We start from the raw sequence: 18236 nt of genomic DNA, 5'->3' as shown, positions 1-18236 counted from the left end.
TTACGCCAGGCGCTCTGCGGTCATGCCGACCATCGCGCGGATCCCCTCGGGCGTCGCGCCTTGCGCGCGCAGGGCGGCAAGTGCTGTGGCTCCGTGCGATTTGGAGAGCTTGCGCCCGTCCGGTCCGGTGATCAGCCGATGATGGCGGTAGACCGGCGCGGGCAGGCCCAGCAGTTCCTGCAAGAGCCGGTGGACCGAGGTCGCCTCGAAGAGATCCGCGCCGCGTACGACGTGGGTGATCCCCTGCAGCGCGTCGTCCAGCGTCACCGACAGGTGATAGCTCGTCGGCGTGTCCTTTCGTGCCAGCACCACGTCGCCCCAGCCCGACGGATCGGCGACGATTTCACGCGTCGCGCCGTCGTCGTCTTCCTCGCGCCAGACAAGCGGGTGGGCAAGGCGCTCGAGCGCCAGCTCCATGCGTAGGCGCAGGGCGAAGGGGGCGCCGGAGCCGTCGCGCGCGGCGATTTCCTCTGGCTGCAGCAGCGCCCGGTCGCCCGGGTAGAGCGGCGCGCCGTCGGGATCGCGGGGAAAGGGCGCGCCGGTTTCCGCCTCGCGCGCGGCGACGGCGGCGCGGACCTCGGCACGGGTCAGAAAGGCGCGATAGACCAGCCCCTCGCTCTCAAGCCGTGACAGTGCGGCGGCGTAGTCGTCGAAATGCTCCGACTGCCGTCGCGGCGGCGCGTCCCAGTCGACGCCGAGCCAGCGGAGATCCTCGAGCACGCCTGCCTCCAGCTCCGGCGTGCAGCGGGTTGTGTCGATGTCCTCGATGCGCAGCAGGAACTGTCCGCCGCGCTCCCGCGCCAGATCGTGGTTGAGCAGCGCGGAGAGCGCGTGGCCGAGGTGGAGCCGGCCGTTCGGCGAGGGGGCGAAGCGGAAGACGGGAGGGCGCGTCATCCTGCCTCAATCGGGGAAAAGCCGGGCGTGGTCAATGACCGCTTTCGCGCTGGCGGCTTGACCGCCGTCACCGGCTCGGGCAGGCAGGCATGCGAACAAGGGCGGGGTGCGTCATGCTTTCGGGAATTCATGAGGAGGCGGATCTCGCCGCCGGGCTGGCGCGCCTCGTCGCCGCCCACCCCGATCTCGCGGCCATCGCCGATGTCGCAGGGCCGCTGCCGCTGCGCCGGCAGCAGGCGGATCTCGCCGGGCTCGCCCGCATCGTCACCGCGCAGCAGGTGTCGGTGGCGAGCGCCGCGGCGATCTTTGCCCGGCTCGAGGCGCTGGTCGCGCCCTTCACGGCGGACACTCTCGACGGTCTTGCCGACGCGGATCTGGCCGGCGCCGGATTGTCGCGGCCGAAGATCGCCACCTTGCGGGCGATTGCCAACGCCATCGGCGCAGGGCTCGATCTCGCCGGCCTCGCCATGATGCCGGGGGAGGAGGCCCATCGCAGGCTCGTCGCCATCCGGGGCATCGGTCCGTGGACCGCAGACATCTTCCTGCTGTTCTGCGCCGGGCACCCGGATGTCTTTCCCGCTGGCGACCTGGCGCTCCAGGAGGCGGTGCGCCGCGCGCTGGGGCTCGAGGCGCGGCCGAAACCGGCCGAGCTTGCCCGCATCGCCGCGCGCTGGGCGCCGGAGCGGGGCACCGCGGCGCGGCTCTTCTGGGCCTATTACCGCGCGGCCTGCGGACGGGGAGCGGGGATCGCGGTCTAGAGACGCCAGGGGCCGGCTGTTGCGGTCAGCTTCCGCGAGACAGCGGATGGTGGTCCTCGACCAGAGCGCGAAGCCGCTCGTCGAGCACATGGGTGTAGATCTGCGTCGTCGAGATGTCGGCATGGCCGAGAAGCTGCTGGACGACGCGCAGATCCGCGCCGTTCTGGAGCAGGTGCGAGGCGAAGGCGTGGCGCATGACATGCGGCGACAACGCTCCAGGGTCGATGCCGACGGCGACGCCAAGCGCCTTGAGATCGCGGGCGAAGGCCTGCCGAGTCAGGTGGCCGCTGTCGCCATGGGAGGGAAACAGCCAGCGGCTTTCGGTCCGCGCGCCCTGGGTCTTTCGCCGGGCGACATAGGCGCGCATGGCGGCGCGCGCGGCCTGGCTCAGGGGCACCAGGCGCTCCTTGTTGCCCTTGCCGGTGACTGCGATCAGGCGTTCCTCGCGCCTGGCGGCGGAAGCGGGAAGCGCCACCAGCTCCGAGACACGCAGGCCCGTCGCGTAGATCACCTCCAGCAGCGCGTGCATGCGCAGAGCGCGGATCGCCTTCGCTGGCGTGTCGTGCTCGGCCTCGGCGGCGGCGCGCGCGGCGTCCAGCAGCGCATCGACCTGGCCGACCGTGAGCACCTTGGGCAGGGGCGCGCGGGTCTTGGGACTGGCGACGGTGCGGGTCGGGTCGTCGGTGCGCAGGCCGTCGGAATAGAGGTGGCGGAAGAACTGGCGCAACGCGGAGAGATGACGCGCCTGCGTGGTGGCCGCGAAGCCGCGCGCGGCGAGGTCGGACAGGTAGCCGGTGACGTCGTCCTTGGTCGCCTCGACGGCGGTCCGGCCGGTGCAGCCGAGAAACTCGTGAAAGCCCTCGAGATCGCGCCGGTAGCTCTCCAGCGTGTTCGCCGCCGCGCCGCGTTCGGCCGACAGCATCTCCAGAAAGCTCTCGATCAGGTATCCGTCATTCGCCATGCGCTTCTTTCGCACATCATCGTTGCACCGCGCTTGCCGCGCTCGGGAGACCTAGCGGCCGAAGCCGTCCATCTTGAGGCGGACGGTGATCTCATGCGGCTCGGGAGTGACGAACGTGCCCAGGGCATAGACGCCGGCGACCGCCAGACCCGACAGCACGACAAGGGCAATGATCAGGCGCGACAGGGTTGGCATGGCGGCTTCGGTCTTCTCGAGGGCGAAAGCTTCGTCCGATTTTTTGAACAATCCGCGCCCTCAATGCAAGGGCGACCGGTCGGCGGGCTTGACGAGGCGGGCGCGACAAGGGCAAAGCCTTGGAGGAATACGGGGAGGTTGCCAGGTTCATGTGCGCAATGACGAGAACTGTCGCTCCGGCGCGGGCGCGCCGCATCGTCGATGCGCTCGGCGACCGGCCGCTTGTGCTGGTGGGCATCATGGGGTGCGGCAAGTCGAGCGTCGGCCGACGGCTGGCGCAGGCGCTGGAATTGCCCTTCGTCGACGCGGACACCGAGATCGAGATCGCCGCGAACCTGACGATCAAGGAGATCTTCGCCCAGCACGGCGAGCCCTATTTCCGCGCCGGCGAGCAGCGTGTGATCGCCCGGCTGCTGAAGAACGGCGCTCAGATCCTGGCGACCGGCGGTGGTGCCTACATGAACGCGGAGACGCGCGCGGCCGTTGGCGAGGCGGCGCTGTCGATCTGGCTCAAGGCCGAACTCGACATCGTCTTCGACCGGGTGCGCCGCAAGCCGACGCGGCCCCTGCTCGAAAACCCGGACCCCAAGGGCGCGCTCGCCGCGTTGCTGGCCGAGCGCGAGCCGGTCTATGCCGAGGCGGACCTGATGGTGCTGTCGCGGGACGTGCCGCATGAACAGGTCGTCCTCGACATTGTCGAGGCGCTCGAAGCCCATCTCGGCATCGTCCCGGACGCGGATGCCGATTCCGATTCCGAACTCGCGAGATCCCGATGACCCCTGCCCATGATGAAGCTTCCTGCGGTGATGCGCCCGTGCGGCGGGTCGCCGTCGAACTCGGGGCGCGCGGCTACGACATCCTGATCGGCCGGGGGCTGCTCGCCTCGGCGGGCCGACATGTCGCTTCGGCGTTGCCCGGTGCGAGGGTCGCCATCGTCAGCGACGAGACGGTCGCCGCGCTTCACCTGGAGCGGCTGCAGGCGGCGCTCGACGACGCCGGCGTTCGCCACTCGGCGATCCTGCTGCCGCCCGGCGAGGCGAGCAAGCGGTTCGATGTCTATGAGACCGTCTGCGACCGGGTGCTCGAGGCCCGCCTCGAGCGCGGAGACGCAATTGTCGCGCTGGGCGGCGGTGTCGTCGGCGATCTCGCCGGCTTCGTCGCGGCGAGCGTGCGCCGCGGCATGCCCTTCGTGCAGATGCCGACGAGCCTGCTTGCCCAGGTGGATTCCTCCGTCGGCGGCAAGACCGGCATCAATACCCGGCATGGCAAGAACCTGATCGGCGCATTCCATCAGCCGGCGCTGGTCATCGCCGACACGGCGCTGCTCGACACGCTGAGCGCGCGCGAGTTTCGTGCCGGCTATGCCGAGGTGGCGAAATACGGGCTTCTGGGGGACGCCGACTTCTTCGCCTGGCTGGAGGAAAACCACGGCGCGGTCTTCTCAGGCTCGGGCGAGCGCGAAGAGGCGATCGCGCGTTCCTGCGAGGCCAAGGCCCGGGTTGTCGCCGGCGACGAGTTCGAGGCGGGCGCCCGTGCGTTGCTCAATCTCGGCCACACCTTCGGCCATGCGCTGGAGGCGATTGTCGCCTATGATGGCGCGCGCCTCGTGCACGGAGAGGGCGTGGCGATCGGCATGCGGCTCGCCTTCTCCTTGTCGGTGCGCATGGGGCTCTGCCCGGCGGCAGCGGCGGAACGGGTGAGCGCCCATCTTGCGGCCGTCGGCCTTCCGACCCATATCGCGGATGTGCCCGGACAGATGCCGCCGGCCGAAACCTTCCTCGACATCATGGCGCAGGACAAGAAGGTGAGCCGCGGCGCGCTGACGCTGATCCTCGTCAGGGGGATTGGCGAGGCCTTCGTCGAGCGTGGGGTCGATCCGGACCTGCTGCGCGACTTCCTGCGGGACGAACTGGCCGACGCCTGAGCGCGGAACCGCCGCGGGCCCGTCGTCCTTGCGAATGGAGCTGAGACATGAGTGACGCAAGCCTGTGGTTGTCGGTTTTCGCCATCCTCGTCCTGCTGGCGCTGTCTGGCTTCTTCTCCGGTTCGGAGACGGCCCTGACGGCAGCCTCGCGCGCCCGGATGCTGCAATACGAGAAGAGCGGCGACAAGCGGGCGAGCGTCGTCTCGAGGCTGATCCTTGCCCGCGAACGGCTGATCGGCGCGCTGCTTCTCGGCAACAACCTGGTCAACATCCTGGCCTCGGCGCTTGCCACCAACGTGCTGCTGAACATTTTCGGCGATGCGGGCGTGGTCTATGCGACGCTGGTCATGACCGCGCTGGTGCTGATCTTCTCCGAGGTGCTGCCCAAGACCTGGGCGATCTCCAATCCGGATCGTTTCGCGCTTGCCGTCTCTCCGGTGGTGCGCCCCGTGGTGACGCTTTTCGCGCCGGTCGTCATGGGCGTCGAGGTCATTGTGCGCGCCATCCTGCGTCTCTTCGGCGTCGACGTCTCGACCAACGGCAACTTCATTTCCGCGCATGACGAGCTGCGCGGCACCGTCGATCTCCAGCATCTCGAGGGCGGCCTGGTCAAGGCGGAGCGTGACCGCATCGGCGGCCTGCTCGACCTGGCCGAGCTCGAGGTGTCCGATGTGATGGTTCACCGCACCAAGATGATCGCCCTCAACGCCGACGATGATCCGGCCAAGTTGATCGGTGATGCTCTGGAGAGCCCGCACACCCGCCTGCCGCTGTGGCGCGGGCAGACCGACAACTACATCGGCGTGCTGCACGCCAAGGACCTGTTGCGCGCGCTCGCCAAGGCGGGCAGCGACCCGGCGATGATCGACATCGAGCAGCTTTCATCGCCGCCGTGGTTCGTGCCGGAAACCACCAGCCTGCAGGATCAGCTCAACGCCTTCCTGAAGCGAAAGGCGCATTTCGCCCTTGTCGTCGACGAGTATGGCGAGGTGATGGGGCTGGTGACGCTGGAGGACATCCTGGAAGAGATTGTCGGCGAGATCTCCGACGAACACGACGTGGAGCTTGCCGGCGTCCGTCCGCAGCCCGACGGCTCGATCATCGTCGAGGGATCCGTGCCGATCCGCGATCTCAACCGCGCCGTCGACTGGCGCCTTCCCGACGACGAGGCCACGACCATCGCCGGTCTCGTCATTCACGAGGCGCGGATGATCCCCGACGAGCGGCAGGCCTTCACCTTTCACGGCTATCGGTTCACGGTGCTGAAGCGGGAAAAGAACCGGATCACGCGGCTGCGCATCCTGCCGCTGTCGAAGAGCGTGGCCGGCACCGTGCGCCAGATCAGCGCGGCGGTGCCCGTTGCCCCGCCCGTCGCGCCGTCGGCTCCGGTAGCCTGAGCGCATCAGTCAGCGCAAGCGCCCCGGCCGTTTCCGGCCGGGGTAATCCTTCGAAAAACCGCGCTTGTGCCTTGCGCGCCTACTCCGGGGAGTTGGCGCGTCCGCCGCCGCGTGGGTCCGGCTCGCCGGGCGCGCGCGCCTCGACGGCCAGCGCGTGCATGCCCTTGTCGAAGGCCGGGACCAGGCAATCGTTGACCGCGCGGTGGCGGGCGATGCGGGTCATGCCGGCGAAGCTCGGCGCGACGATGCGAACGCGGAAGTGGGTTTCCCCACCCTCGCGCCAGCCTGCGTGACCGCGATGTTTCTCCGACTCGTCAACCACTTCGAGGAGTTCCGGCTCGAAGGCGTCGGAGAGGCTTTTCTGGATTTCGTCTCGAATGCTCATGCCTATTCATTTGGCCGAGAATTCGCCGGCGTCAAGATCTTGCCGAACCGGGTGCGGCGGGCCTATCTATGCGCTTCGCCTTTCGGCCGGCCCGTGCTCGCGTAGCGCCGCCGCGCTTCATGGGCGTTCCTCCACTTTGCGCCGCGCGGCTTGCGCGGATATCCTGTTCGGCCGCTTTGCCGAGAGCCTCGAACGGGGCGCGACGGGATCGGGAATGGGAACCTGAAACGGATGATGGACACGAAGCGGTGACTTCCGACATTTTCGACCGGATACGCATCAAACCCAAGACCTCGCCCGGCGCACGGGCCGAGACGGTCGGGCGGACATGCGAGTGGGAGGGCTGCGACGCGGCGGGAACGCACCGTGCGCCGAAGGGGCGCAGCGCGGACGGTCAGTATTATCATTTCTGCCTCGACCACGTCCGTCTCTACAACAAGTCCTACAACTACTTTTCCGGCATGGACGACGACGAGACGCGCGCCTACCAGCGCGACGCGCTGACCGGTCACCGCCCGACCTGGAAGCTGGGCGTCAACGCCAAGGCCGCCAATGCGGCGGCGTGGTCGGACATCGATCCGCGCGCGGCGGCCAAGGCCCGGGCGGAGGCCCGCTCGCGCTCGCGCACGTCTGGCGGACGCGACGGGACTTCGGGGGCACGGCGGCCGAAGCTCAAGCCGCTGGAGGCGCGCGCCCTCGATACGCTGGGACTTACCCAGACGGCGCGGGATGCGGAAATCAAGGCGCGCTACAAGGAGCTGGTGAAGCGGTTGCATCCGGACGCCAACGGCGGCGACCGGTCGCTGGAGGACCGGCTTCGCGAGATCATCCAGGCCTATGCGCTGCTGAAGAAGGCCGGTTTGTGCTGAGCCCGACGGGCCGCGCGGCGCGTGGCTGCTGTCGCGGCTCAACCATTTTCACTTGGCCGGGCCGATCTCTAGGGCTAGTGTCCCGATGCCGGAGTTCGTCAGACCCTGCGGCATTCCCCGCACGAACTTCGGTCTCGATAAGGACGCCTGCAAATACTTGGGTCTAGTGCGATTTCGGATCGAAGGTTCGCTTTCGCGCGCGGCAATGGCCGTGTGGCGAACCGGAAGCCCGGCGCACTGGCAAGCCTGCCGAACTTCGTCCGCGCCAGCGGATGTGTTGCACCTGTCCCGGACCCGTTCTCCCACGGGCCAGCGGAGGATTCATGACTGACACGACCCTTGCCGCCGACAATCTTCCCGATACCACCGTTTCGGTGCGTAAGGTGTTCGGCATCGATACCGACCTGACGGTTCCCGCCTATTCCACGCCGAGCGAGCATGTTCCGGACCGCGACGAGGATTACCTCTTCGACCGGGAAACGACGCTGGCGATCCTGGCAGGCTTCGCGCGCAACCGCCGCGTGATGGTGACCGGCTATCACGGCACCGGCAAGTCGACCCACATCGAGCAGGTCGCCGCCCGCCTCAACTGGCCCTGCGTGCGCGTCAACCTGGACAGCCACATCAGCCGTATCGATCTCGTCGGCAAGGACGCGATCGTGCTGCGCGACGGCCTGCAGGTCACGGAATTCCGCGATGGCATCCTGCCCTGGGCGCTGCAGAACAACATCGCGCTGGTGTTTGACGAATACGACGCCGGCCGCCCGGACGTGATGTTCGTGATCCAGCGCGTGCTCGAGGTTTCCGGCCGCCTGACGCTGCTCGACCAGAACCGCGTCATCCGCCCGCATCCCGCCTTCCGCCTGTTCGCCACGACCAACACGGTCGGCCTCGGCGACACCTCGGGCCTCTATCACGGCACGCAGCAGATCAACCAGGGGCAGATGGACCGCTGGTCGATCGTCACGACGCTGAACTACCTGCCGCATGACAACGAAGTCGAGATCGTGCTGGCCAAGGCCAAGCACTACCAGAACGAGGAAGGCCGGAAGGTCGTGTCGCGCATGGTCCGCCTTGCCGACATGACGCGCAATGCCTTCATCAACGGCGACCTGTCGACGGTGATGAGCCCGCGCACGGTCATCACCTGGTCGGAAAACGCCGAGATCTTCGGAGACATCGGTTTCGCCTTCCGCGTCACCTTCCTCAACAAGTGCGACGAGATGGAGCGCACGCTGGTGGCCGAGTTCTATCAGCGCTGCTTCGGCGAGGAATTGCCGGAATCCGCCGCCAACGTGGTGATGAGCTAAGCCGCCGATATGCGAAATCCGCCATCCGACAAGTCGAAGCCGACCACCGAGCCGCTGAAGCGGGCGATCGGCGAGACCATGCGCGCAATTGCCGGCGATCCGGAACTCGAGGTGCTCTACACCTCGGACCGGCCGTCGCTTGCCGGCCACACGGCGCGCCTGCCGGACCCCTCGCGGCGTCCGACGGAGGCGGAGATCGCGATCACCCGGGGCCTGGCCGATTCCATGGCGCTGAAGATTGCCTGCCACGATCCGGCGCTGCACCGGCGCATGGTGCCGCAGGGCGACACCAGCCGTGCGATCTTCGACGCGGTCGAGCAGGCGCGTTGCGAGGCCGTGGGCGCGACCCGCATGCCTGGCGTCGCCGACAATCTCTCGGCGATGCTCGAGGACCGCTGCCGAAAGGCGGCCTATTCGGATGTGGCGAGCCGCGAGGACGCCCCGCTCGAGGAGGCGGTCGCCTACATGGTGCGCGAGCGCCTGACGGGCCGGCCGGCGCCTCGCAGCGCCCAGCCGATGATCGAGCAGTGGCGCGCCTGGATCGAGGAAAAGGCGGGCGACGCGCTCGACCGTCTGGCCGAGCGCATGGAAGACCAGCAGGACTTCGGCAAGCGCTTGCGCTCCGTGCTTTCCTCCCTCGACATGGACGATGACTTCGGCGAGCCGGGCGAGGACGAGGAAAACGAGGGCGAGGAGTCCGAGGGCGGCAACGACCGCGGCGAGACCTCGGCCGAGGGTGAGGAAAACAGCGGCGAGGACGAGGGCGCCCCGCAGGAGATGGAAGTCTCTGGGGACGAGATGGAAGCCGGCGAGACCGAGGGCCTCGACGGCGATCTCGACGAACTCGCCGACGACCAGAGCGCCGACCAGGCCGAGGAGCCAGGCGACAGCCCGCGCCGGGAGATGCCCTTCTCCAATCAGCCGGCGGGACCGGACTACAAGGTCTTCACCACCCGTTTCGACGAGATGGTGACGGCGGAAGAGCTGTGCGATACGGCCGAGCTCGACCGGTTGCGCGGTCATCTCGACAAGCAGCTCACCAATCTCCAGGGCGCGGTCGCGCGACTTGCCAACCGGCTGCAGCGCAAGCTGCTGGCGCAGCAGAACCGCTCGTGGATGTTCGATCTCGAGGAAGGTCTGCTCGACACGGCGCGGCTCATGCGCGTCGTCATCGACCCGCACCAGCCGCTGGCCTTCAAGCAGGAAAGCGACATCAACTTCCGCGACACGGTGGTGACGCTGCTGCTGGACAATTCCGGCTCCATGCGCGGCCGACCGATCACGGTCGCGGCCACCTGCGCCGACATTCTGGCGCGTACGCTGGAGCGCTGCGGCGTCAAGGTCGAGATCCTCGGCTTCACCACGCGGGCGTGGAAGGGCGGACAGTCGCGCGAGGCGTGGCTCGCCGCCGGCAAGCCGGCGCAGCCCGGCCGGCTCAACGACCTTCGCCACATCGTCTACAAGTCTGCCGATGCGCCCTGGCGGCGGGCCCGGCGCAACCTCGGCCTGATGATGCGCGAGGGGCTGCTGAAGGAAAACATCGACGGAGAGGCGCTCGACTGGGCGCACAAGCGCCTGCTTGGCCGGCCCGAGCAGCGCAAGATCCTGATGATGATCTCGGACGGCGCGCCGGTGGACGACTGCACGCTGTCGGTCAATCCGGGCAACTATCTGGAAAAGCACCTGCGCTATGTGATCGACGAGATCGAGACGCGCTCGCCGGTGGAGCTGATCGCCATCGGCATCGGCCATGACGTGACCCGCTACTACAGCCGTGCGGTGACCATCGTCGACGCAGAGGAACTCGCCGGGGCGATGACCGACCAGCTCGCCGATCTCTTCGACGAGCAGACCACGCGCCCGACGGGCCGGACGCGCCGCCGTGCGATGCGCTGAGGCGAGGGGCGGCCGGGCGCGAAACGCGGTCCGGCGGCTCGCCACAGGCCTTGTTGTCGCTTCTCTGGCGGTGGCGACAGGGCTCGGCTTTCTTGCGCCCGAGGCGCGCGCCGCGCGGATCGAGCCGCAGGCGGTGTCGCTGCGGGTGACACCGATCCCGTCCTTTGCCATTGGACGCGACGACGGCCGTTTCGGGCGGTTGACCTTTCTCGGTGGCCTCGAGCTCCAGTCGGGCAACCGCAACATGGGCGGCCTGTCCGGTCTTGTGGTGACACCCGATGGCGGCCGCATGATCGCCATCGCCGACAACGGGCTCTGGTTCGAGGCCGAGATCGTCGCCGATGCCTCGGGGCGTCCGACGGATGTGCGTGACGCGCGCATCGCGCCGATCATCGGCCCCGGAGGCCGGTCGCTTGCCGACGTGGGGCGCAACGACAGCGAGGCGGTGACGCTCCGGCGCGCGCCCGAGGGCGACGAGCTTTTCGTCTCCACCGAGCGCGATCCCCGGATCTACGCCTTTCCGTGGCCGCTGGATCCGGCAGCGCCGGGCCGCGAGATCGCGACGCCCGAGGGCATCAAGCACCTGCGCCACAACAAGGGCATGGAGGCGATGGCGGCCGCCAACAGCGGTCCGCTGGAAGGCGCGCTGGTGGTTATCGCCGAGCGCGGGCCGGACAATGAGGCCGACCTGCCGGGCTTCCTGATCGGCGGGCCGCGGCCGGGCACCTTCACCGTCGAGCGCCAGAACGCCTATGATGCAACGGATGCCGCCTTCCTGGCCGATGGCGATCTGCTGCTGCTCGAGCGGCGCTTCACGCTGCGCCACGGCATCGGCATGCGTATCCGCCTGTTGCCGGCAGCCGAACTGGTCCCCGGCGGCCACGTCCGGGGCAGCGTGCTGCTGGAGGCCGGCTACACCGACCAGATCGACAACATGGAAGGTCTGGCTGTCCATCGCAACGCCGCCGGCGAGACGATCCTGACGATCATTTCCGATGACAACCGTTCGATCCTGCAGCGTACGCTGCTTCTGCGCTTTCGTCTCGACCCTGCGTAATCCGCCGTTTGTCGCGGATTCGGGATGTGCGGACGCGTGGCGCGTGCCCGGGCGGCGGTTGACAATTTCCCCCGCTGACGGCATTTAAACGCCATCCGAGCCCGAGGCGCGCTTCCTTCGATGCGCGCCCGGCGGACTCGTCCGACCCGCCAGGATCACATGACCGATCGACGCGCCCCTGCTGCCCCGTTCCGTTTCGCGACGAAAGCCGCGAAAGCGAACGTGCGCGCGCTGGACAGCGCGGGCCAGGCATCTGCTGCCGGCCTCACGACGACGACGACCCGCAAAACGACGTTCTGAAGGCCCTCCCGTTCCGTGCTCCCCCGGTTCAGGGGGACCGGAGGACCCGAAGCCATGGCACTCGCCTTGGCTCCGGAAGCGGGGAGTGGCAGAAAGGGATCTAAATCAATGGCTTATAAGATTGCAATCGTTGGCGCCACCGGCAATGTCGGCCGCGAAATGCTTGATATCCTGGATGAGCGCGGCTTTCCGGCAAGCGAAGTGGTGGCGGTTGCCTCCCGCCGCTCGCAGGGCGTGGACGTCTCCTTCGGCGACAGGACGCTGACCTGTCAGGCGATCGATCATTTCGACTTTTCCGACGTCGACATCTGCCTGATGTCGGCCGGCGGTACCGTCGCCAAGGAATGGGCGCCGAAGATCGCCGCTCAGGGCTGCGTCGTCATCGACAATTCCTCCGCCTGGCGCTACGACGCCGACGTGCCGCTGATCGTGCCGGAGGTGAACGCCGACGCCATCGTCGGGTTCACCAAGAAGAACATCATCGCCAACCCGAACTGCTCGACCGCGCAGCTCGTCGTGGCGCTGAAGCCGCTGCATGACGCGGCCACCATCAAGCGTGTCGTCGTCTCGACCTACCAGTCCGTCTCCGGCGGCGGCAAGGACGCGATGGACGAGCTGTTCAACCAGACCCGCGCCGTCTTCGTGAACGATCCGATCACTCCGGAGAAGTTCACCAAGCGCATCGCCTTCAACGTCATTCCGCACATCGACGTCTTCATGGAGGACGGCTACACCAAGGAAGAGTGGAAGGTGCTGGCCGAGACCAAGAAGATGCTCGATCCGAAGATCAAGCTCACCTGCACCGCCGTGCGCGTGCCGGTCTTCATCGGCCACGCGGAATCCGTCAACATGGAGTTCGAGAAGCCGATCTCCGCCGAGGAGGCCCGCGACATCTTGCGCGAGGCGCCGGGCGTGCTCGTCATCGACAAGCATGAAGACGGTGGCTACATGACGCCTTATGAATCCGCCGGCGAGGATGCGACCTACGTCAGCCGAATCCGTGAGGACGCCACGGTCGAGAACGGCCTCAACATGTGGGTTGTCGCCGACAATCTGCGCAAGGGTGCCGCGCTCAACACGGTGCAGATCGCCGAAGTGCTGGTCAACCGCGGCCTGATCAAGCCGAAGAAGGCCGCTGCCTGAGCAGCCTGGCGGCCGTGATCCGGGGCCACCTTTTTCGATGATTTCGCAAACGCGGCCGGAGAAATCCGGCCGCGTTTTCTCGTTGTCTTCGCGCAGGACGCGAAGAGACTTCCTTCCGCACCCGATTGCCGACAGACTGGGGAGTAAGGTCCGGTTCGATACGCGCGCCGGCGGGAAACCCAAGGGGGAGGGCGGAAATGCGCCAAGACGAGAGGCATGTCGCGACGGGCGGCGTGTTGGGGAACTGGATGAGGGGGCTGGCCCTTGGCGGCGTCGCATTGGCCATCGCTCTTGGCACGGGCGGCGGCGTGCGTGCCGAACAGGCGGTACCTGGGGCGCAGGTGGCCGAGCCGCTGCCGATCCTGTCGGGCGACGACCGGTTCCACCCGGTTCTTGCCCGCAGCGGGATGGTCTCCAGCCAGGAAGCGCTGGCGACGCGGGTCGGGCGCGAGATCCTTGCCAAGGGCGGCAATGCGGTCGACGCTGCCGTGGCGACGGGCTTTGCGCTTGCCGTGACCCTGCCGCGCGCCGGTAATCTCGGCGGTGGCGGTTTCATGATGATCCACATGGCGGAGACGGGCGAGACCCATGCGCTCGACTACCGCGAACTGGCGCCGGCCGGGGCGACGCGCGATATGTTCCTCGACGGCGAGGGCAATGCCGACAGCACCAAGTCGCGCTACACCGGTCTGGCCATCGGCGTTCCGGGCACTGTCGCTGGGATGCATGCCGCGCACGGGCGTTTCGGCAGTGGAAAGTTCACCTTCGCCGAGCTGATCGCGCCGGCCATCGTGCTGGCGCGCGAGGGCTTCGTCGTTTCCGACGATCTCGCCGGCTCGCTGGAGCAGGTGCACGCGCGTCTCTCGAAGGACGCCGAGGCGGCGGCGATCTTCTACAAGGCCGACGGCAGCTTCTATCGGCCGGGCGAAATCCTGCGTCAGCCCCAGCTTGCCGCCTCGCTGAAGCGGATCGCCAGCGAAGGGCCGGCGGGTTTCTATCGTGGTTCGATCGCCGAGGCGATCGCCGCGCGCGTCAACGGAGCGGGCGGGTCGATGTCGGTGGAGGATCTGGCCGGCTATGAGGCCAAGTGGCGCACGCCCGTCACCGGCACCTACCGCGGCTACGAGATCGCCTCGATGCCGCCACCGTCCTCCGGCGGGGTGCACATCGTCGAGATTCTGAACATGCTGGAGCCCTTCGATCTCAAGGCCTCCGGCTTCGGGTCGGCGGCGACGATGCACGTCATGGCCGAGGCGATGAAGCGGGCCTATGCGGACCGCTCGGAGTATCTCGGCGACCCGGATTTCGTCGATGTGCCGGTCGCGGGCCTCACCGACAAGGCCTATGCGAAAAAGCGGATGGCGGATTTCGACCCCGCCCGGGCGGCGCCGGCGGAGAAGATCGCGCCGGGTCGGCCTGCTCCTTACGAGAGCAACGAGACGACGCATTATTCCGTCATCGACAAGGACGGCAATGCGGCGTCCAATACCTACACGCTGAACTTCTCCTACGGTGTCGGCATGGTGGCGCCGGGTACGGGCATCCTTCTCAACAACGAGCTCGACGATTTCTCGGCCAAGCCTGGTGTTCCGAACGCCTATGGGCTGGTCGGCGGTGATGCCAATGCGGTCGAGCCGCGCAAGCGGCCGCTCTCGTCGATGAGCCCGACGCTGGTGTTTCGCGACGGCAAGCCGGTGCTGGCGACCGGGTCGCCCGGCGGCAGCCGCATCATCACCACGGTGCTACAGATCGTGCTCAATGTGGTCGATCACGGCATGAACATCGCCGAGGCGAGCGCGGCGCCGCGCATGCACCATCAGTGGCTGCCCGACGAGATCCGCATCGAGGAGGGCTTCTCGCCCGACACGCTGGCGATCCTCAAGGAGAAGGGCCACACCATCGCGGAGAAGCCGACCATGGGCTCGACCCAGTCGGTTATGGTGCTTGAAGGTGGTCTCGCGGGAGCTGCCGATCCGCGCCGCCAGGGAGCCCTTGCCGCCGGCTATTGAGCCGGCGGGGCCGTCATCGACTCGCGCTCCGCCCGGTCTTGCCCGGCGGGGCGCATCAGCGTTGCGAGGAAGAGCGCCACATAGACCGCGCCGAGCAGCAGCGGAAAGCCGTGATTGCCGATGGTGTCGATGGCGAGCCCCGAAAGCGCCGGCCCGGCGAAGCCGCCGACGCCCCACATCAGCGCGAAGCCGGCGTTGCCGGCGATCAGCATGGCGCCGCAATAGCGCCGTCCGAGTTCCATCAGCGCGATGGTGTAGACGCCGTAGGCGGCCGATCCCCAGACGAAAAGCATTGCCCAGAGCGTCCAGGTGGTGGCGATCAGCAGGGGCAGGAGCGCCGCGCCGGCAATGGCCAGCGCGCAGAGCGTTGCCATCACCCGGCGCGGGCCGTAGCGGTCGGCGGCGATGCCGATGGGTACCTGAAAGAGGATGTTGCCGACGACCATGATCGCCAGCGCCAGGGTGATGGCGCGTGTATCTAGCCCGTTGGCGAGGCCGTAGACGGGCAGGATCGCCAGAATTGCCTGGTCGAAGGCGGCGGCTGTTGCCGTCACCGCCAGCAGGAACAGGATCTTCGGCACGATGGCGCGGATCGAGCCGACCTCGCCGGCGCTGAAGCGCGGCAGGCGCGCGTCGACTGCGACAATCAGCAGCGCGCAGGCGAGAGCGATCGCGGTGCACATGGCGAAGGGGGCGAGTGACAGGGTGCCGGTCACCGAGAGTGTCGCCGGGCCGGCGGCGAAGCCGGCCGCGAGCGCGGTGGCATAGAGGCCGAGCATGCGGCCGCGGATGCGGTCGGGGGAAAGCTGGTTCACCCAGGTCTCGCTGGCGATGTAGAGCGTGTTGACGGCAATCCCCATCAGGAAGCGGGCCGGAAACCACACCCACAACGACTGGAACAGGCCGATTGTGGCGAAGAGCGCGGCCAGCGCGAGGGCGGCGACAAGGGCGAGGCGGGCCGCGCCATGGCGTCGGGCAAGTCCGGGGATCAGCGGCGCCGAGACCAGAAGGCCGATGGCCATCATCGCCGCGTTGGTGCCGATCAGCCAGGCCGGCACGCCCTGGCGTTCGAGAATGAAGGAAAGCAGCGGGTAGCTCAGCCCCTGCGCCAGGCCGAAGACGGCGACGAGCAGCAGCACCACCGCCATGGCGGCGCGATCGAGGGTGCGCGGCGCGCCGGCCGCATCGCCGGCAACATCATCCGGCGTCGCGTGCCACGCGCTCGCCGGAGCGGTGGCGGGGGCCTCGCCGAGCGCGTCCTCGTTTCGCCTCATGCGTCTCCGGTTCCCCCCGCCACGTGCCGGGTCATCGGGGTCGAGCTCGTGAAACCGAAGATCGGCTCGAACAGGCCGAGCGCGCGAGGCGCGCCGGCGACGAACCCATGCCGTTCATAGAGCGCACGGGCGCGCGGGTTGGTGTCGATCACGTCGAGCCGCACGGTCTTCCTGCCCTTGCGGCGGGCGATGGCGACGACCGCCTCCAGCAGGGCGCTGCCGATGCCTGCGCCGCGCGCGGTCTCGTCAACGGCGATGCCGTCCATCGCCAGGCAGTCCGGCTCGTCCTGCTTTTCCAGAAGCGACAGGCCGGCAACGCGGATCGCCGCGCCGAAGGCGCCGAACTTCGAGCGGAAATCCCGCCAGCGCGGCTCGAACAGGCCCTTTCCGTCGAGGTTGAAGCCGGCGATGCCGACGATCCGCCCGTTGCGAATGGCGGTCACCGCCCGGTCGCGGCGCATATGGGGGCCGAGAAAACCGGCTGCTGCCTCCGCCGTGCCAAAGAACGGTCTGAGCTTCTGGATCAGCGCGTCGACATAGATCCGCGTGGCGGCGGCCTCGTCGCCGGGACGGACATGGGGAAGGATCGAGATGGCGGATGTGGTCATCGACAAGGCATCTCTTTCTCGCGGCGGAATGCCGCCGGACGTTGCGGAGACAGGCGGAGCACGATATCCGGTTGGCGTCTTCCGCGGGCCCGCACGGATCCACGTTTGATAGTCCGCTTCGCCCGGGTTGCAAGCAGAAACAAGCGCGGACAAATGCGTGTATCGCGGCGGCAACGCCGGGCGCAATGGCCGGACCGCGAAGAATCAGTCTATGTCGGGAGGGCAGGCTGGGAAATCCGGCCGCCGCCGCGCCACGCATCGGAACCCAGCGTCATGCAGGAGATTGCGCCCTTTCTCGACTATCTGGCGGACTCCGCCCCGGCCGCATGGCTTGCCGGCTCGGCCGATCTGCGTACGGCGGTCACGGCCGTCCATGCGCTTTCCGCCACCATCCTCGTCGGCGCGGTGGTGCCCTTCGACCTGCGCCTCATCGGCTTCTGGCGGAGCGTGCCGCTTGCCGATATTTCCCGTGTGCTCGGCCGCACGGTGCTCGTCGCCTTCGCCGTGGCCTTTGTCACGGGCTTTGCGCTTTTCAGCCAGCGGCCCTTCGCGCACAGCGCCGATCCGGCCTTTGTGGCGAAGATCGCGCTGATCGCGCTGGCGGGGCTCAACGGGCTGCTGCTGCGCTTCGTCACCGCCTGGCGGCTGCTTGACCAGGTGGATTCGCGCGGCACCATCTCGCGGTTCCGCACCGCCGGCTGCATCTCGCTGGCCGCCTGGCTGCTCGTGCTCGCCGTGATGCGCTGGCCGCAGCTTCTGTAGCGGCGCGCTTTCTGTCTACTGGGCGCGGCGGTAGACGCCGGTGTTGACCACGTCGCCCTGACCGGGGACGGAGACCGTCTGCTCGATCTCCAGCGTGCCGCCATCCTCCGACAGGGTGCGCCGGGCGCTCATCAGCACGATGCCCTTGCGCGAGGCCTGCGAGGTCAGCGTCATCTCATCCTCGAAGAACAGCGTCAGCCTGTCGGCAAGGCCGCTTTCCGACAGACGCTGGCCCGGACCGCCGGGAACGCCGGACAATTCGCCCTCGATGGTCTCGCCCTCGACCGAGACGATCGACGTGCGGATCGTCACCAGTCCGAACTCCTCCTCGATCCGGCATGTCGCCGCGCGCGGAAGGTCGCTCTGGTCGAATTCGCTCTCGTCGAGATCGAGGATCCAGGTGCCGAGAAAAGGGGAAATGGAAATGCTGGTCATGTGGCCGGCCGTTCGCGACTGGAGAGGGAAGGTGGCGGGTCGTTTCGGCCCTTGTACCC

General features: G+C 68.0%; 19 protein-coding genes. 12 read left to right on the top strand and 7 right to left on the bottom strand.

Annotated elements, in window-relative coordinates:
- Positions 1 to 894, bottom strand: a complete 894-nt coding sequence (gluQRS, locus tag ACSLUQ_RS16600; protein ID WP_461809154.1) for a tRNA glutamyl-Q(34) synthetase GluQRS — start codon at positions 892 to 894, stop codon at positions 1 to 3.
- Positions 895 to 1007: 113 nt separating this feature from the next.
- Here gluQRS and ACSLUQ_RS16595 point away from each other — a divergent pair, with 113 nt between their 5' ends.
- On the top strand, positions 1008 to 1652 hold the full coding sequence (locus tag ACSLUQ_RS16595) for a DNA-3-methyladenine glycosylase family protein (protein WP_461809153.1): 645 nt from the start codon (positions 1008 to 1010) through the stop codon (positions 1650 to 1652).
- A gap of 25 nt (positions 1653 to 1677) precedes the next feature.
- Here ACSLUQ_RS16595 and xerD read toward each other — a convergent pair whose 3' ends face one another.
- Positions 1678 to 2613, bottom strand: a complete 936-nt coding sequence (gene xerD, locus ACSLUQ_RS16590; protein WP_461809152.1) for a site-specific tyrosine recombinase XerD — start codon at positions 2611 to 2613, stop codon at positions 1678 to 1680.
- Positions 2614 to 2664: 51 nt separating this feature from the next.
- Positions 2665 to 2808 carry a hypothetical protein gene (locus ACSLUQ_RS16585; RefSeq protein ID WP_417771402.1) on the bottom strand — a complete coding sequence of 48 codons (144 nt, stop codon included), beginning with the start codon at positions 2806 to 2808 and terminating at the stop codon, positions 2665 to 2667.
- Positions 2809 to 2957: 149 nt separating this feature from the next.
- Between ACSLUQ_RS16585 and ACSLUQ_RS16580 the strand changes: the two genes are divergently transcribed.
- The 3 genes from ACSLUQ_RS16580 to ACSLUQ_RS16570 are packed head-to-tail and all read left to right on the top strand — an operon-like array spanning position 2958 to position 6129.
- On the top strand, positions 2958 to 3584 hold the full coding sequence (locus tag ACSLUQ_RS16580) for a shikimate kinase (RefSeq protein ID WP_461809151.1): 627 nt from the start codon (positions 2958 to 2960) through the stop codon (positions 3582 to 3584).
- The gene (gene aroB, locus ACSLUQ_RS16575; RefSeq protein WP_417771404.1) at positions 3581 to 4732 is read left to right on the top strand and encodes a 3-dehydroquinate synthase; all 1152 of its coding nucleotides are present in this window, start codon (positions 3581 to 3583) and stop codon (positions 4730 to 4732) included. The genes ACSLUQ_RS16580 and aroB overlap by 4 nt, the downstream gene beginning before the upstream one ends.
- 47 nt (positions 4733 to 4779) lie before the next feature.
- Positions 4780 to 6129 (top strand): HlyC/CorC family transporter, encoded by a 1350-nt coding sequence (locus ACSLUQ_RS16570; protein ID WP_417771405.1) that lies wholly within the window; start codon positions 4780 to 4782, stop codon positions 6127 to 6129.
- Between the two features lie 79 nt (positions 6130 to 6208).
- Here ACSLUQ_RS16570 and ACSLUQ_RS16565 read toward each other — a convergent pair whose 3' ends face one another.
- A complete protein-coding gene (locus ACSLUQ_RS16565; protein WP_417771406.1) occupies positions 6209 to 6514 on the bottom strand; it encodes a BolA family protein in 306 nt (101 codons plus the stop codon).
- A 248-nt stretch (positions 6515 to 6762) separates the two neighbouring features.
- On the opposite strand from ACSLUQ_RS16565, the gene ACSLUQ_RS16560 reads away from it, so the two are divergent.
- The 7 genes from ACSLUQ_RS16560 to ggt all read left to right on the top strand — a co-directional run bounded on the left by ACSLUQ_RS16560 (position 6763) and on the right by ggt (position 15098).
- Positions 6763 to 7383 (top strand): J domain-containing protein, encoded by a 621-nt coding sequence (locus ACSLUQ_RS16560; protein WP_417771407.1) that lies wholly within the window; start codon positions 6763 to 6765, stop codon positions 7381 to 7383.
- 323 nt (positions 7384 to 7706) lie between these two features.
- Positions 7707 to 8693 carry a cobaltochelatase subunit CobS gene (cobS, locus tag ACSLUQ_RS16555; protein WP_417771408.1) on the top strand — a complete coding sequence of 329 codons (987 nt, stop codon included), beginning with the start codon at positions 7707 to 7709 and terminating at the stop codon, positions 8691 to 8693.
- 9 nt (positions 8694 to 8702) lie between these two features.
- Complete coding sequence (gene cobT / locus ACSLUQ_RS16550) at positions 8703 to 10589, top strand: cobaltochelatase subunit CobT (protein WP_417771409.1); 1887 nt, start codon at positions 8703 to 8705, stop codon at positions 10587 to 10589.
- On the top strand, positions 10576 to 11646 hold the full coding sequence (locus tag ACSLUQ_RS16545) for an esterase-like activity of phytase family protein (protein ID WP_461809150.1): 1071 nt from the start codon (positions 10576 to 10578) through the stop codon (positions 11644 to 11646). Before cobT ends, ACSLUQ_RS16545 begins: the two co-directional genes overlap by 14 nt.
- A gap of 159 nt (positions 11647 to 11805) precedes the next feature.
- Positions 11806 to 11946 (top strand): hypothetical protein, encoded by a 141-nt coding sequence (locus ACSLUQ_RS16540; RefSeq protein ID WP_417771411.1) that lies wholly within the window; start codon positions 11806 to 11808, stop codon positions 11944 to 11946.
- Positions 11947 to 12054: 108 nt separating this feature from the next.
- Positions 12055 to 13089 carry an aspartate-semialdehyde dehydrogenase gene (locus tag ACSLUQ_RS16535; protein WP_417771412.1) on the top strand — a complete coding sequence of 345 codons (1035 nt, stop codon included), beginning with the start codon at positions 12055 to 12057 and terminating at the stop codon, positions 13087 to 13089.
- A gap of 197 nt (positions 13090 to 13286) precedes the next feature.
- Positions 13287 to 15098, top strand: coding sequence for a gamma-glutamyltransferase (ggt, locus tag ACSLUQ_RS16530; protein WP_461809149.1), 1812 nt, complete (start codon positions 13287 to 13289; stop codon positions 15096 to 15098).
- Here the strand turns inward: ggt and ACSLUQ_RS16525 are convergent.
- A complete protein-coding gene (locus ACSLUQ_RS16525) occupies positions 15092 to 16372 on the bottom strand; it encodes an MFS transporter (RefSeq protein WP_461809148.1) in 1281 nt (426 codons plus the stop codon). The two genes, ggt and ACSLUQ_RS16525, sit on opposite strands and share 7 nt — an antisense overlap.
- Positions 16369 to 16980, bottom strand: coding sequence for a GNAT family N-acetyltransferase (locus ACSLUQ_RS16520; protein ID WP_461809147.1), 612 nt, complete (start codon positions 16978 to 16980; stop codon positions 16369 to 16371). Before ACSLUQ_RS16520 ends, ACSLUQ_RS16525 begins: the two co-directional genes overlap by 4 nt.
- A 273-nt stretch (positions 16981 to 17253) precedes the next feature.
- Between ACSLUQ_RS16520 and ACSLUQ_RS16515 the strand changes: the two genes are divergently transcribed.
- On the top strand, positions 17254 to 17742 hold the full coding sequence (locus ACSLUQ_RS16515) for a hypothetical protein (RefSeq protein WP_461809146.1): 489 nt from the start codon (positions 17254 to 17256) through the stop codon (positions 17740 to 17742).
- Positions 17743 to 17757: 15 nt separating this feature from the next.
- Here the strand turns inward: ACSLUQ_RS16515 and ACSLUQ_RS16510 are convergent, their stop codons facing one another.
- On the bottom strand, positions 17758 to 18177 hold the full coding sequence (locus ACSLUQ_RS16510) for a hypothetical protein (RefSeq protein WP_417771417.1): 420 nt from the start codon (positions 18175 to 18177) through the stop codon (positions 17758 to 17760).
- Positions 18178 to 18236 lie beyond the last annotated feature (59 nt).

Source organism: Stappia sp. ICDLI1TA098 (assembly GCF_054880955.1).
The sequence above is the reverse complement of the archived record's forward strand: the minus strand, read 5'-3'. Positions and strand labels throughout refer to the sequence as shown.